Raw genomic sequence first — 14,260 nt, 5'->3', positions numbered from 1 at the left:
GGCGGTGACCGTCTTGCCCGAGGAGTCGACGAGCGCGATCGCGTCCCGCTTGAACTCCTCGGTGTACCGCTTCGTGTACTTGCTTCCCACCTGGTACTACTTCCTCTGGAACCTCAAGTCCCAGTCTCCAGGTGTCCACGATCAAGGGGAAGCTTCAGCGGGCCTTCCCCCCGTGACGGTGGACACGCGTGTGTCGGTCACGCAGCGAGCGTGAGCTTAGCCGCGTGGTGTCGGCGTTCGTATTCGTTGGGGCTGAGGTGGCCGTTGGCGGAGTGCCGGCGGCGGGTGTTGTAGCGGGCCAGCCAGGCGAAGACCGTGGTCCTGCAGGTGACAGGGTCGCCGTAGTCGCGGGCGCCCTGGAGGGTCTCGCGTTTGAGGGACGCGTGGAAACTCTCGCAGGCCGCGTTGTCCGCGCTGGTGCCGATGGCGCCCATCGACCTGGTGACACCGAGCTGGTCGCAGAGGTCGGCGAAGGCCCGGGAGCCGTACTGGGCCCCGTGGTCGGAGTGGAACACCGCGCCGCCCAGGCCGCCGCGGGTGCGGGCGGCCATCCGCAGCGCGTCGGTGACGAGACTGGTGCGCATGTGGTCGGCGATGGACCAGCCGACGACCCTGCGGCTGAAGCAGTCCAACACGGTCGCGAGATAGAGGAACTGGCCGCCCGCCAAAGGGAGATACGTGATGTCGCCCATGTATTTCCGTCCCGGTTCAGCGGCGGTGAAGTCACGCTGGAACAGGTCGGGAACCAGGGATGCGGCCGGGTCGGGGATCGTGGTGCGGACGCGTCGGCGCAGGCGGATGCCTGTGATGGAGAACCTGCGCATGACGCGGGCGACCCGCTTCTCGTTGACCTGCACTCCCGCCTCAGCGGATCTTCTCGGCCAGGAGCTGGTCGTCACGTCGACGGGCTGCTCTGACGTCCGCACCGGTCAGCCACTTGTAGTAGCTGGAGCGGTTGAGTCCCAGGACCTGGCAGAGCCGCTTCACCTCGTAGGTGTCCCGGTGGTCGTGGACGAACTGGAAGCGGCTCACCAATTCGTCTCTCCGGCGAAATACTTGGCCGCCTTGCGGAGTATCTCGCGTTCGGTCGCCAGCTTCTTCTCGCTCGCCTCGAGTTCGGCCACCCGGGCCTCCAGCTGCCAGATCCGCTCGTCCGGGGCGGCCGCCGGTGCCGGCTGTTCTGCCCGGACCGGCTTCTTTCCTCCGGCTCGAGGGGTGGTGGGGGCGATGCCGCGGCGTTCGCGGTCCCGCAGCACCCACTCGCGCAGGGTGGCCCGGTTGATGCCCAGGTCGACGGCGATGCTCTTGTAGGTCGCCCCGGGCGTGGACTCGTACAGGGCCACGGCATCGGCCTTGAACTCGTCCGAGTAGTCCTTCAACGCCATCGGCGGTGTTCTCGCTTTCTCCGGATCAAGCAGATCCAGTATCAGCGTGTCCACCACTCAGGGGGAGGCCCCTCCCGCCCCAGCGTGCTACCCCTCACCGGGCCGCCGCGGGCACATCCACCCGTCCGCCCACCACGTCCCCCACGTCACCCGGGAAAGCCAGGGTGGTGGGGGCAGGCGGGGGTGGCTGGCGATGCGCCGTAGGTTCGGTCGCATTTCGCCGCGGTGGTGCGGTGGTGGCCCGACGCTCGCGCGTGGCCAGGACGCATGGTTCGCCGGTGGTTCCGGCGGGGCCGGGCCGGGTGTGCAGGTAGCGGCGTTCGGCGGCCCGGCGGTTGGCGATGCCGAGAGGACGGGCGAGGCCGGTCCAGCTGGCTTCTTCGTCGCCGGCGGTTTCGATCAGGCCGGTTTCCCGCGAGCTGTTCGCGAAGGGGCGGTCAACTCGGCCCGATGACCCGGTGCTGTTGGCAGGTTCACGTCTTCAATAGCCGGTTGAAGAACGAGCGGTATCGCTGCAGAGCGACGCGCAGATCCTCGGTCGCTACTTCCTCGCCCCGTTGCCACTGTCCTTCCAGTGCCTGTCCGACCGAACCGCCCGCGTTTACGAGAAGCGGGACTACTCCGGCCGCTGGGTGTGCGTGACCCGCAGCGGCGGCTGCATCCACGACCTGCGCGGCTACAACCTCAACGACCAGACCCGGTCCCTGAAGATCAACCGCAACGACTGAGGCTGACCCGGCCACGAACCGGTGGCCCACCCCATTCCTCCGAGGTGGGCCACCATCGTGGGCCCAAGCGGTTGAGCCCGGTTCAGTCCAGACGGTCGTATGCGCCCGGCTCCCAGTCGGCGAACAGCGTCAGCGCCTCCTACATCAACGGCGGAGACGCCGAATGGCGGGAGCTCCTGGAGCAGTCCAGTGCCCTGGACGAGATTACTGATTTCGGCGTTTCGGGGTCTGGATTTGTGTCGGTAGGGGTGACGCGGTCCGTCCGGGCTGGTACGCCGGAGGCATGCGGTATCCGGACGGGGGCGGGCTGACGCCGAGCAGCGCAGGCGCCGGGAAGAAGTACGGATGCGAGCCGTTGACCTCTTCGATGGGGGCGTGGAAGCCCTGTGCATCGCCCGGAAGTTACGGGTGAGTGAGAAGTCGGTCTACCAGTGGCGCCGCACCTGGAGGACGTGCGGACGCGAGGCGCTGCGTTCCAGAGGCCCCCTGCGGCTACGACTGTCGGCTCGGCCCGCACCTGCAGACCAAGCTCGCGATGTGGCTTAATGAGGGGCCGGCCGCGCACGGCTGGGCGGACGACCAGGTGTGGACCGCCGCGCGGGTACGCACGCTGATCGGGCGGAAGTTCCACCTCTCTTACAGCGTCTCCGGGTCAGTCGACTGCTGCACCGCATGGGCTACAGCGTGCAGATGCCCGCGCGGCCCGCCGCCGAACGCGACGAGGACGCGATCACCGCATGGCGGGAGACGACCTGGCAGGAGGTAAAACCCTCCGGGCGGCGACCGGCGCGTTCATCTGCTTCGAGGACGAAGCGGGCGTGACCGGTCGGCCGCCCAAGGGCCAGCGCGGCATCACCCCGAGGGTCAAGGTGTCCGGCCGTAGCTGCGGACGTCTCTCGGTGGCCGGTCTGCTGTGCTTCCGGCCGGGCCTGCCCGCCCGTCTGTGCTACCGGCTGCGTCGGCACACCGGCCGCAAGGGCGAGCGCCGCTCGCTGGGCGACGCGGACTACATACGCCTGTTGGATGGCGCCCACCAACTGCTCAAGGCCCCGCTGATCGTGGTGTGGGACCGGCTGAGACCGTGTCCTATGTGGTGAGTCGGAGGAGTCGTTTGTAGCTGCAGAGGGCGGCGGCGAGGCCGAGGAAGGCCAGGTAGTTGCGGGGGTGGCGTTCGTAGCGGTGGTTGAGTCTGCGGTAGCCGGTCAGCCATGACGTTGGGTCGGCCGCGCGGTGAGGTGTCTGCCGTGGCAGGTCCTGTTCCGCGCGGCCTCCCGCCGAACCGGGACATGACGGTTTCCCGGTCATCCGGCTCTCCAGTGACTACTGCGTGAATGTTCTGGCAGGCTGTTCTGAGTGGATGCGGTCGTGGCAGACGTCGCAGGCCACGACCGTTTTGCGGCGCCGTTGGAGCATGACGCGTGCCCAGTCGGAAGGCTGCCATCCGGCATGTGCGAGGTCGGCGAGAGCCCGGACGTGGTGCACTTGCACGTTGCCCTTGCTTCCGCAGATTTCGCAGGTGTCCGCCAGGAGTCTCGAAATGAGTTCCTTCTGCGGATAGTCCACCCGGACCGGCTCACGGTCGGAGAGTTCCGCCGCTCGCTGCCGTTGAAGGGGAATCCCATCGAACCGTGCCACCAGTGGCTTCCCTTCGCCGTAGGAACGCTGCTGGCCACGGGACCGGCCGAGCGGCGCAGCACCATGGGCGGCGTCGCGTCGGTACGCAACGTCGGTCCCGCACTGGCCGCGATCGGCATCGCCTTCAACGACCAGCCCGCCGTCCTCGGGGCGCTCGCCGCCATCCTGCTCAGCGGCCTGGCAGCAGCCCTGCCGATCGCTACACTGCTCAGCAGGCAGCGACGTACTCCTACGACAGTGGAGACAGGCGCCCGCACGGATTCCCGGCAATGACGAGCCCCTGCCGGGCGGATGCCCCCGAGGGCACCCCCCTTTCATGCGTGCGCGATGCGGGAGCGGACCGTCCGGCACAAGGCGTCACGGGAGGGATCGAGCAGGAAGCCGCATGGCGCTGAGCAGGTGAAGCACCGCCATGCGGCAGCGTCGAGCACCACCGGCAGGCCCGGCGCGCTCACGAACTCGGGGTGACGCACTTCGACACCGCGGAGTTGTACGGCTGAGGTGTCCGCGACCGATGCTGACGGATCCCCGCCATGCCAGACATCCGCCAACGCCGAACGGTGTCAGGGAATTTGATGTCGGGGAAAGTCCTCGCTGCACCCGGATCCACCCATACACCGGGTGCGCGGAGGAGAGACATCCATGACCAGAGCATCCCGGTCCCGGCTGCTGGCAGCCGGGCTGTCGCTCGTACTGCTGCCGGCCGGGCAGGCCGTCGCAGCCGGGGCAATGGGGACGACGGCGGGCACCGACCGTGCCGCGTCGCCCGTGCACGCACCCACCGCTGCGCGAACCGTCACCCTGATCACCGGTGACCAGGTGACCGTGACCGACCTCGGCGCGGGCCGGAAGTCGGTTGCCGTGGAGCGCCCCACGGGAGCGACCGGAGCGGTGCACAGCGAGATCTCCGGCGGCCGGATCACCGTCGTACCCGACGAGGCCCGGCCCTACCTGCAGGCGGGCGTACTCGACGCCGAACTCTTCGACGTCACCGCTCTGATCGAGCAGGGACTCGGCGACTCGTCCTCCGACGGCCTGCCGCTCATCGTGACGTACACGAAGAACGCGCGGAGCACGACGCCCCGCGGAGCCCGCCAGGTCCGAGGTCTGCCGAGCGTGGGTGGTGCGGCCCTGGCGGCGTCGAAGTCCGGGGAGTTCTGGCGAGCGGTCGCTCCGGACGTCAACTCCGGAGCTCCGAAAACGACTTCGGTACCCATTCGCCTGGCGGGCGGGGTCGAGAAGATCTGGCTGGATGCCCGCGTCGACGCCGCGATGGAGGCCAGTAACACTCAGATCGGCACCCCTGCGGCCTGGGAGGCCGGGATGACCGGCAAGGGTGTCAAGGTCGCCGTTCTCGACACGGGAGTGGACCTGACCCACCCCGATCTCAAGGACCGGGTGAGCGAGACCAAGAGCTTCATCGACGGCCAGGAGGTCGCCGACCGTAACGGCCACGGCACGCACGTCTCGTCCACCGTGGGTGGCAGTGGTGCGGCCTCCGACGGAAGGGAGAAGGGGGTGGCACCCGACGCCACCCTCGCCGTCGGCAAGGTTCTCAGCGACCAGGGCTCGGGATCCGAGTCGCAGATCATCGCCGGCATGGAGTGGGCGGCCAAGGACGTACGGGCCAAGATCGTCTCCATGAGTCTCGGATCGTCGCAGGGCAGCGACGGCACCGACCCGATGGCCCAGGCGGTGAACGCCCTCTCCAAGGACACGGGCGCCCTGTTCGTCATCGCGGCAGGCAACGCAGGCGCTCCGGGCTCCATCGGTTCCCCGGGCGCCGCCGACTCCGCGCTGACGATCGGCGCGGTCGACTCCGCCGACCGGCTTGCGAGCTTCTCCAGCCAGGGACCGCGCCTGGGTGACAACGCCCTGAAGCCCGACCTGTCCGCACCGGGGGTGGACGTCCTCGCGGCCCGCTCGCAGCTCGTGAGCGGCAGCGGCCCGTACACGTCGAAGAGCGGCACGTCCATGGCGACCCCGCACGTCGCGGGCGTGGCGGCGCTGCTCGCGGAGAAGCACCCCGACTGGAACGGACAGCAGCTCAAGGACGGGCTGATGAGCACGTCCAAGCAGATCAGCGGCACGTCGTACCAGGTGGGTGCGGGCCGCGTCGACGTCCCGTCCGCCATCGCCGCGCAGATCACCGCGACCGGTAGCGCCGACCTCGGCTTCATCGGCTGGCCGTACGAGGAGAACAAGCCGGTCACGAAGACGCTGACCTACACCAACGCCTCCGACCGGCCGATCACCCTGGCGCTGACCGCCGAGGGTGCCCCCTCCGACGTGGTCACCCTCGCCGACTCCACCCTCACGGTGCCCGCGCACGGCACCGCGCAGACCACGGTCACCGGTGACGGCGCCGCCGCGCCCGTCGGCACGACGTCCGGCCGGATCGTCGCCAAGGAGGGCGACACGATGGTGGCGCACACGTCCTTCGGTATGACCAAGGAGAACGAGCGCTACACCCTCACCGTCCACCTGAAGGACCGCGACGGTGCCCCGACCGCCGCATACATGGCTGTGAAGCCCATGGCGAAGGGCGCGGCGGTCATCCAGGCCCCGATCGATGACTCCGGCACGATCAAGCTGCGCCTGGAGCCCGGCACGTACAACCTGTCCACCTTCCTCGCCGTGCGCGGCAGCAAGGGCGAGGACTCGCTCGGACTCGGTCTTCTCACCGAGCCTGAGGTCATAATGGACCGTGATCGCGAAGTCACACTCGACGGGCGGACGTTGCGGGAGATCCGGGCCGAGGTGGGCCGGCGGACCGAGAACCGTCAGCGGATCATGAAGTTCAACCGGTCCGTGAACGGCGAGTCCTTCGCGCCGTCCGTACTGGTTCCGTCGAAGTACGACAGCATCTTCGCCGCGCCGACCCACAAGCCCGCCACGGGCACCTTCGAGTACCGGACAGTGTGGCGGCTCGGCAAGCCGCGGCTCGATGTCGAGGCGGGTGGCAAGCCGCTCGGAGAGGCGGTCGTCCAGAGCGGATCGGACCTGTTCACCGGACGCAAGCGGATGCCCCTGGTGGACGCGGGCAGTGGAAGCGCCGCCGACTACGCCGACAAGGCCGCCAAGGGCAGGGCGGTCGTCGTGCGCCGCACCGACGCGATCGGCCCCGCCGAACTGGCCCAGAACGCACAGGACGCGGGTGCCGCGGCCCTGTTCGTCACCGACGACGCTCCCGGTCGGCTGCTGGCCTCCTTCGCCGGGGCCGGCGGGGCGACACGTCCGCTGTACATCGCGACGGTGAACGCCGCAGACGGCGCGCAACTGATCGAGTCCGCGCGACATGACCGGGGCGTGGCACTGACCGGAACTCAGTACACGCCGTACATGTACGACCTCACCGAGGGATACCCGGGGGCGATCCCCGCCGACCTGACGTACCGGCCGGGCAAGGATGAACTGGCGGTCGTCAAGAACAAGTTCCACGCGCCGGAGGAAGCCGACGGCAGCGAGTTCCGCTACTCGGTCACCGACACCTTCCCCGTCGGCATGGGCACCCCGGAGAGGATCAAGTTGCCTGCGGAGCGCACCGACTACATCAGCGCCGGAACCGGCCGGGGGTGGCACCAGTCCGTGACCAGCGGTCCGGGCGCCATCGAGGAGCGTGAGGGCGTGGTGCACTTCCCCGGTGGCAAGCGCACCGCAACGGACTGGTTCAAGCCGGTCTGGCACCCGTGGCTGGGCACCGGCCTCGGCTGGGGCCAGCGGCGCGCGGGCAACGACCTGGAGTTCAACACGCCGGGCTGGGGCGACTCGGGACCGGACCACACCGGCTTCGGCGACATATGGCACACGAGCTCGGTGACCCAGTTCACCGAGGTGTACGTGGACGGGGTGCAGGTCGACCGGAGGTCGGGCTCGGGAGCGTACGCGCGGAAGGTCAAGCCGACCGAGCAGGACTTCAGGGTGGTCACCGACACCACCCTGGACCCGGACGTCTGGCACCTCGCCACGAAGGGCCACTCCGAATGGACCTTCAAGTCGGCCAGCACACCGGCCGACCGGTGGACTTATCTGCCGATGCTCAACCTCGGGTTCGACGTCGGCACCGACCTGCACGGTGACGTGCGGGCCGGAAAGCGGCTGGATCTCGGGATCTGTTCCGAGTACGTCAAGGGCGCCACGGGCACCGGGAGGATCACCGGATCCACGCTGGAGGTCTCCTTCGACGACGGCGCGACGTGGAAGTCCGTCGAGCTCGACCCCGTACGCGGCGAGTCCGCCGCCTGGGCCGGCTCGGTGCGGGTGCCGGACGACGCACAGTACGTCGCCGTGCGGGCCTCGGCCGTCGACGACCGGGGCGGCTCGGTCGAGCAGGAGATCGTCCGCGCGGTGGGCGTACGGAAGTAGCTGACGCCTGCGCAGCGGCCCCGCAGGTCAAAACCGCGGCAAGGAGCGCGGTACCTGGCAAATTTTGCCCGGTACCGCGCTCAGTGGTGGGGTCATCGAGGGGCCGGAGGTGCTCTTGCCGCCGTGAGCCCCTGTCGGATTTCCAGAGGTCCAGGCGGGGTTCGAGCGGGTCGGAACCTACGACGGCTCTCCTGCCGGTGAAGTTGATGACCGGGTCGGCCTTCGCATTGCGGCGGGGCCAGGTGGGGGCGGCCCGCTCCACCGAGGTCTCCGGTCCGGACCGGTCACCTGGCCCGTGGCCGGCGCTTTGTCCTCGCCCACCGGGCTCCGACGGGGCGCAGACGGCGGGGCGCTTCGCCGCCTTCTGCGGGGGTAGCCGTGTGGAGAGGAGACCACTTTGTGAGCTCGGGGTCGGTGCGAGCGAGAACGTCCCTGTCGGGATGCACAGCGGGCAGCAGCCGGACGGCAGCATTCCGGCCGTGGGGTAGGGTCCATCCGATCTGCGCCGAGGCAGCCGGGGCGGACGCCCGAGGGGGAGCTGGATGCTGAAGGCATTGGGATTGGGCCCGGCCGAAGAGACCATCTACACGGCACTGCTGGCCCGTCCGACAGCCTCTGCGGAGGAACTCGCCCGGCGGACCGGAGTCGAGAGGGCCGAGACCGACCGCATCCTGCGTGACCTGGTGACACGTGGCCTGGTGGCGGTCGATACCGAGGCCGGGGGCGGGGCACCGGACTCGGCCGACCGCGTGGTCGGCAAACTGCCCGCCCGCTACCGGCTCACACCGCCGTCGGTGGCCCTGGCGCCGTTCCTCGTCGAGCAGCGCAACGCGTTGCACCGGGCCGAAGCCGCGTTCGCGGTGCTGACCGAGCAGTACCGCACTACCGCCGCACACCCTGCGGGCAGCGTCGTGGAGGTGGTTGTCGGCGTGGAGCAGGTCGCACACCGGTTCCACCAACTGCAGCGTGGCGCTCAGCAGGAGCTGCTCGTCTTCCTCGTCGGCGATCCCATCGCGGTGCAGCGCGAGGACACCGACATGTCGGAGAGTTCCGCGCTGGACCGCGGTGTGGACTTCCGGGTGGTGGCCGCCAGGGACTATCTCGGCGGACCCGACATCGCGAAGGAGGTGAGGGAGGGCATCACGGCGGGCATCGAACTGCGCCTGGTCGACTCGTTGCCGCTGAAGATGGTCGTGTCGGACCGGGAACGTGCCATGGTGCCACTGGACATGGCGGACTGCGGCGGACAGCCGAGCGCCATCGTGGTGCACCGCAGCGGCCTGCTGACCGCCCTGGTCCATCTCTTCGAGAAGGAATGGGCCCAGGCCCGGCCGCTCTGCACCACCTCCACGGGTGTGCACGCGGAGCAGCCGGCCGATCAGCACCCGACCGAGGGGGAACTGGAGGTCCTCGCCCTGCTGCTGGCAGGGATCTCCGACCGGCGGGCGGCCTCCCAACTCGGCGTCTCCATACGCACCGTGGAGCGAAGGGCGCGCCGTCTGATGGACCTCGCAGGAGCGGAATCGCGCCTCCAGCTCGGCTGGCACGCCGCACGCGCGGGCTGGCTCTGACCTCCGGTCCGCCCCTCTCCGGAAAGATCATCCGGGCGAACCACCATCGATGGATGTGCTCGTGTGGCGGAAAACCGACATGCTGGCAACCCGTCACGCGCGGCACCCCTACGTGATCCGCATGTCTGCCAGGCTGCACCGGCAGCACGGCATGTTCACGGTTTCGAGTGGGGAGATTCATGCGCTCCATAACGCGTATAACTTTGGGCGCGGCTACCGCCGCCGCCCTGGCCGTTACAGCGGTCGCACCGTCCGGGGCGGCGGATACGCCACCCGGCAGTGCCTCGGGGAAGCGGCCCGTCGTCGGCAGCGGGGCCGCGGCGAAGAGCGGCAGACAGACGACGGTCACGCTCGTCACCGGCGACAAGGTGCTGGTGACCACCGACCCGTCGGGGCGCAGCTCCGCGGCCGTGCTGCCCCGCGAGGACGGCACGCTGCCCATGGTCCAGACCTATCAGCTGGGCAAGGACCTTTACGTCTACCCCGAGGGCGCCTCCCGGGCGATCGCCGAGGGCAGGGTCGACGAGCAACTGTTCAACGTCACCGGGCTCATCCGCCAGGGATACGACGACACACACACCGACGCGCTGCCGCTCATCGCCACTTACCGGAACGGCGTGGACGTCGCGAAGAGCGCTCCGCCGGCCCCTCGCGGTTCCGAGCGGGGCCTGAGCCTCCCGGCTGTGGACGGCATCGCGCTCAAGGCGGGCAAGGACACCGCCGCCACGTTCTGGCGGGACATCACCGACACCCGTTCACGTTCTGCCGCCGCGCTGAAGAAGCTGTGGCTGGACGGCAAGGTCGAGGCCACACTGGACCGGTCCACCGCGCAGGTGCACGCGCCGGAGGCCTGGGCAGCCGGGTACGACGGCAAGGGCACCAAGGTCGCCGTGCTGGACACGGGCGCAGACGCCGGGCACCCGGACCTGGTGAGCCGGGTCGGTGAGTCCAAGAACTTCACGGACTCGAAGAACACCGACGACCGGGTGGGCCACGGCACCCACACCGCGTCCACGGTCGGCGGGTCCGGAGCGGCCAGTGACGGCCGCAAGAAGGGCGTCGCCCCCGGCGCCTCCCTGCTCATCGGCAAGGTCCTCAATGACCAGGGCTATGGCCTGGACTCCTGGATCATCGCGGGTATGCAGTGGGCCGTCGACCAGAAGGCCGACGTCGTCTCCATGAGCCTGGGCAACCCCGCGATCGGCGACTGCGCCGACCCGATGGCCCAGGCCACGCAGCAGCTCTCGCGGAACACCCACACCCTGTTCGTCATCGCCGCCGGCAACGCCGGTTCGGCCACCGAGACCGTCTCCTCGCCCGGCTGCGTGCCCGGCGTGCTGACCGTCGGAGCCGTGGACCGCGACGACACCACCGCGCCGTTCTCCAGCCGCGGTCCCGTGGCAGTGACCCACACCCTCAAGCCCGAGATCGCCGCCCCCGGCGTCGACATCTCGGCGGCCAGTGCGGGCGGCCGTGGCACATACGCCTACCGGTCGATGTCCGGCACCTCCATGGCCACCCCGCATGTCGCGGGCGCCGCTGCCGTCGTCCGCCAGGCCCACCCCGACTGGACCGCGCAGCAGATCAAGGCATCCCTTGTCTCCTCGGCCCGCACCGGCGGCAAGGTCGCCGGCGCAGACCAGACCGGCGGTGGTGTCCTCGACGTGTTCGGCGCGGTGAACCAGAAGGTGCTCTCCGCGCCCGCCGTCCAGGCCGGTAGTTACAACTGGCCGCAGGACGCCTCGGGCCGCACCACCGTGAAGGTGCCCTTCACCAACACCGGCAAGAGCGACCTCACCCTGAACCTGAAGGTGAGCGGTGTGCACGGCAACGACGGCAGCGATGTCCGTTCCGGCATCGTCAGGCTGGCGGAGGGCAAGGTGAGGGTCCCCGCGGGCGCCACCGCTCAGGTGCCGCTGCGGATCGACCCCACCGCCCGTCTGAAGGACTCCCAGTACGGTGCGATCACCGGCCGGATCCAGGCCACCGGCGACGGTGCGCACGTCTCCGTGCCCGTCACGCTCTACGTCCAGCCGGAGACGGTCACGCTCCGGGTCAAGGTCATCGACCGGGACGGCAAGCCCGCGACCGGCGACTCCTCCCTGGACCTGGTCAGCCTCGACATCGACAGGGGCGAGCGCCGCATCAACTCGGGTGCGACCGACCAGACGTACCGCGTGCGTCCGGGCGACTACTCCCTCAGCAGCTTCGTGACGACGCACGATGCGGACAACGCGTCCGAATCGGTCAGCTACCTCGCGCAGCCGCAGCTCCGGATCACCCGCGACGCCACCGTCGTCCTCGACGCCCGCGAGGCGCACCGGCTGAGCGTGCACACCGACCATCCCTCGACCATGAACAACACCACGTTCAGCTACGCCCGCACGTGGGACGACACCTGGCAGATATCCGGATCGCTCATGGCGGACAACACCGTCCGGAATTTCTACGCGGACATCGACGGACGCGCACAGAACGGCACCTTCGAGTTCCGGTCCACGTGGCGCGCGACCGGCTCCGAGGGCGGCTCGCCCTACGTCTACAACCTGTCGTACCCGACCCGGGGCCCGCTCCACTCCGACCTGGTGTACGAGCCCGAGGACTCCAGGCTTGCCCAGGTCACCGAGACGTGGAAGGCGATGGGCAAGGAAGGCGACTACCTCGACGCCATGTTCATCCGCCCCTCCGGGAGCAACGGCGCCTACCTTCCCGTGAGCCCGTTCGCCACGGTCCACGTGCCCGGCACCCGTACTGCCTACTACACCACCGGTGACGCCTGGTACCACGGCGCGATGACCAGCTTCCCGTTCGCCGCCTTCATGGAAGACCGGGAGCGCACTTACCGGGAGGGACAGCGGAGCGCCGAGGAGTGGTACGGCGGCCCCCTGCGGCCGGCCGCGCCGCGCGACGCCGACGGCAAGCGGGTGCTGGCCGCCGAGCGGCAGGGCGACCTGATCGGCATCCAGACCGCGCTCTGGCTCGACGGATCCGGCGACCACTGGTCCTACGGCGGGTCGTTCGGCGACCTCGGGAAACTGGTGCTGAAGCGCAACGGTGAGCAGATCGCCACCAGCGCCTATCCGTACGACGTGTTCAGCGTGCCGGACGAGGACTCCGCGTACGAGCTCACCCAGTACCTGGAGAAGATTCCGTCCTCGGACCGGAACTGGCTGCGCTCCACCGCTGTCGCCACCACCTGGAGCTTCCGCTCGCACCGGGAGCCGGACGTCTACTCGCGCGGTCTGCCGATCCTCTTCCCGGCGTACGACGTGTCGGCGGACGGCATGAACACCCTGCCGGCGCAGGGCGGCATCAAGGTCGGCCTGTCGGTCGAGGGCCATGCCGGATACACCCCGGGTGCGGTCGAGGCGGCCTCGCTGTCCTACTCCTACGACGGCGGCACCACCTGGACGCAGGCGCCGACCGAGCGGCAGGACGGCAGGTGGACGGCCGTCCTCGACCTCACCGGTGCCTCCGGCAAGCAGGTCACGACGAAGGCCACCCTCACGGACGCCAACGGCAACGCGGTCACCCAGACCATCACCCGCGCCTACGACGTTCGCTGAACCACACGGTCGGGCCGGGCGGGCCTCCCACGGCGGGAGGCCCGCCCGATCGGCGTCGGCCTGTCCGAGTTGATCGCCTTACGGCGGCCCGGCCCCGGCCCACCACCGCATCCATGTCAGGCGAAGGCCGTTCGCAGCGCGACCAGGCGATCTTCGGGTCGGAGAGACCGTAGTACATCGCCGGGATCTCCTTGTCGACGCCGAAGTGGTGGTAGACCGCGAGCATGGCCGCGCAGACCGAGTACTCGACCGTGAAGACGACGTCCTCGGGGATCTCGACGAACTGGCCGAGGAACGCGAAGTTCTCGGCACTGTCGGGGACGACCAGAGGCCGGTCGGCGACCGTACGACGCTGGAACTGGGCGTCGATATAGGGCATCTGGACCGTGGTCACCTTGGTGGTGGCCCGGACCTCGTCCGCGATGTCATCGAAACCGAGGTGGCCGAGGCGCTCGTCAAGGATCTCGATGCCCGTGCAGTCGTCCATCTCCTTCGGCACATGGTCGCCGGGGACGTCACCGAACAACGAGTATCCCCACAGCGTGTACGTGTCCTTCTGCTGGTCCCGGAAGTGCGGCTGGACCGGCACGACGACCGAAAGGAGCCAGCGCGAGTCCTTCCAGGGGCGTTGTCACGTTGGCTGACCGGCCTGGGGTGATCTTGGAGTTGGTCGTGCTGGGGAGGGGTTTGCTCGTGTCGTCCGCGCCGCCGTCGTACAAGGGGCACCGGTACCCGGTCGAGGTCATCGCGCACTGCGTGTGGCTGTACTTCCGTTTCCCGCTCAGCTTCCGCGAGGTCGAGGAACTGATGCTCGAGCGCGGTGTGCTCGTCTCCCACGAGACCGTCCGGCGCCGGTGCGCGAAGTTCGGGCAGGCCTACGCCAACGGACTGCGCCGGAGGCGGCCCCGACCCGGCGACAAGTGGCTCTACCTTCTTGAACGGGTTGGTCCTCCCGTTCGTAGGGTGAGGACACCCAGGGGAGCTGGGTGTGGCTGACAAGTGGCTGCCGT

The 14,260-nt window shown here is 69.3% G+C and carries 8 protein-coding genes and 6 pseudogenes; 9 read left to right on the top strand and 5 right to left on the bottom strand.

From position 1 onward, the window contains the following. Positions 1–197: 197 nt before the first annotated feature. Positions 198–1,385 (bottom strand): annotated as a pseudogene (locus tag ACIRJP_RS40300) (IS3 family transposase). Positions 1,386–1,590: 205 nt separating this feature from the next. Next, positions 1,591–1,797 (bottom strand): annotated as a pseudogene (locus ACIRJP_RS40295) (type III effector protein); the annotation flags it as partial. A gap of 145 nt (positions 1,798–1,942) precedes the next feature. On the opposite strand from ACIRJP_RS40295, the gene ACIRJP_RS40290 reads away from it, so the two are divergent. The 4 genes and pseudogenes from ACIRJP_RS40290 (at position 1,943) to ACIRJP_RS40275 (ending at position 3,210) form a co-directional block, all read left to right on the top strand. Next, a complete protein-coding gene (locus ACIRJP_RS40290; RefSeq protein WP_404185883.1) occupies positions 1,943–2,113 on the top strand; it encodes a hypothetical protein in 171 nt (56 codons plus the stop codon). A gap of 345 nt (positions 2,114–2,458) precedes the next feature. Continuing rightward, positions 2,459–2,659, top strand: coding sequence for a helix-turn-helix domain-containing protein (locus ACIRJP_RS40285; RefSeq protein WP_404185881.1), 201 nt, complete (start codon positions 2,459–2,461; stop codon positions 2,657–2,659). Beyond that, positions 2,649–2,935, top strand: a pseudogene (locus ACIRJP_RS40280) (winged helix-turn-helix domain-containing protein). Before ACIRJP_RS40285 ends, ACIRJP_RS40280 begins: the two are co-directional and overlap by 11 nt. Then, the gene (locus ACIRJP_RS40275) at positions 2,851–3,210 is read left to right on the top strand and encodes a hypothetical protein (protein WP_404185885.1); all 360 of its coding nucleotides are present in this window, start codon (positions 2,851–2,853) and stop codon (positions 3,208–3,210) included. The pseudogene ACIRJP_RS40280 and the gene ACIRJP_RS40275 overlap by 85 nt, the downstream one beginning before the upstream one ends. On the opposite strand, the pseudogene ACIRJP_RS40270 reads toward ACIRJP_RS40275, so the two are convergent. Together ACIRJP_RS40270 and ACIRJP_RS40265 are read right to left on the bottom strand one after the other, a co-directional pair. Beyond that, positions 3,200–3,325 (bottom strand): annotated as a pseudogene (locus ACIRJP_RS40270) (IS5/IS1182 family transposase); the annotation flags it as partial. The gene ACIRJP_RS40275 and the pseudogene ACIRJP_RS40270 overlap by 11 nt on opposite strands. Before the next feature lie 108 nt (positions 3,326–3,433). Further along, on the bottom strand, positions 3,434–3,676 hold the full coding sequence (locus ACIRJP_RS40265) for a hypothetical protein (protein ID WP_404185879.1): 243 nt from the start codon (positions 3,674–3,676) through the stop codon (positions 3,434–3,436). A 42-nt stretch (positions 3,677–3,718) separates the two neighbouring features. On the opposite strand from ACIRJP_RS40265, the gene ACIRJP_RS40260 reads away from it, so the two are divergent. The 4 genes from ACIRJP_RS40260 (at position 3,719) to ACIRJP_RS40245 (ending at position 13,250) form a co-directional block, all read left to right on the top strand. Further along, on the top strand, positions 3,719–4,021 hold the full coding sequence (locus ACIRJP_RS40260) for a hypothetical protein (RefSeq protein ID WP_404185877.1): 303 nt from the start codon (positions 3,719–3,721) through the stop codon (positions 4,019–4,021). A 369-nt stretch (positions 4,022–4,390) separates the two neighbouring features. Continuing rightward, complete coding sequence (locus tag ACIRJP_RS40255; protein ID WP_404185875.1) at positions 4,391–8,113, top strand: S8 family serine peptidase; 3,723 nt, start codon at positions 4,391–4,393, stop codon at positions 8,111–8,113. A 542-nt stretch (positions 8,114–8,655) separates the two neighbouring features. Continuing rightward, positions 8,656–9,684 (top strand): helix-turn-helix domain-containing protein, encoded by a 1,029-nt coding sequence (locus ACIRJP_RS40250; protein ID WP_404185873.1) that lies wholly within the window; start codon positions 8,656–8,658, stop codon positions 9,682–9,684. A 179-nt stretch (positions 9,685–9,863) separates the two neighbouring features. Next, positions 9,864–13,250: a S8 family peptidase gene (locus ACIRJP_RS40245; RefSeq protein ID WP_404185872.1), complete on the top strand. Its 3,387-nt coding sequence runs from the start codon at positions 9,864–9,866 to the stop codon at positions 13,248–13,250. Here ACIRJP_RS40245 and ACIRJP_RS40240 read toward each other — a convergent pair. Further along, positions 13,225–13,860: pseudogene (locus ACIRJP_RS40240) on the bottom strand (oleate hydratase); the annotation flags it as partial. The gene ACIRJP_RS40245 and the pseudogene ACIRJP_RS40240 overlap by 26 nt on opposite strands. Before the next feature lie 62 nt (positions 13,861–13,922). Here ACIRJP_RS40240 and ACIRJP_RS40235 point away from each other — a divergent pair. After that, positions 13,923–14,174, top strand: a pseudogene (locus ACIRJP_RS40235) (IS6 family transposase); the annotation flags it as partial. Positions 14,175–14,260: the final 86 nt, after the last annotated feature.

It is taken from the genome of Streptomyces sp. NPDC102437, assembly GCF_044765565.1.
Lineage (GTDB): Bacteria > Actinomycetota > Actinomycetes > Streptomycetales > Streptomycetaceae > Streptomyces.
Note: the sequence above shows the minus strand (reverse complement) of the source record. Positions and strands in the feature narration are given on the sequence as shown.

What these genes read in the sequence shown, in the direction of transcription:
- ACIRJP_RS40275 (WP_404185885.1), top strand. Translation starts at nt 2,851, where the DNA reads ATGGCGGGAGACGACCTGGCAGGAGGTAAAACCCTCCGGGCGGCGACC.
- ACIRJP_RS40255 (WP_404185875.1), top strand. Translation starts at nt 4,391, where the DNA reads ATGACCAGAGCATCCCGGTCCCGGCTGCTGGCAGCCGGGCTGTCGCTC.
- ACIRJP_RS40285 (WP_404185881.1), top strand. Translation starts at nt 2,459, where the DNA reads ATGCGAGCCGTTGACCTCTTCGATGGGGGCGTGGAAGCCCTGTGCATC.
- ACIRJP_RS40250 (WP_404185873.1), top strand. Translation starts at nt 8,656, where the DNA reads ATGCTGAAGGCATTGGGATTGGGCCCGGCCGAAGAGACCATCTACACG.
- ACIRJP_RS40245 (WP_404185872.1), top strand. Translation starts at nt 9,864, where the DNA reads ATGCGCTCCATAACGCGTATAACTTTGGGCGCGGCTACCGCCGCCGCC.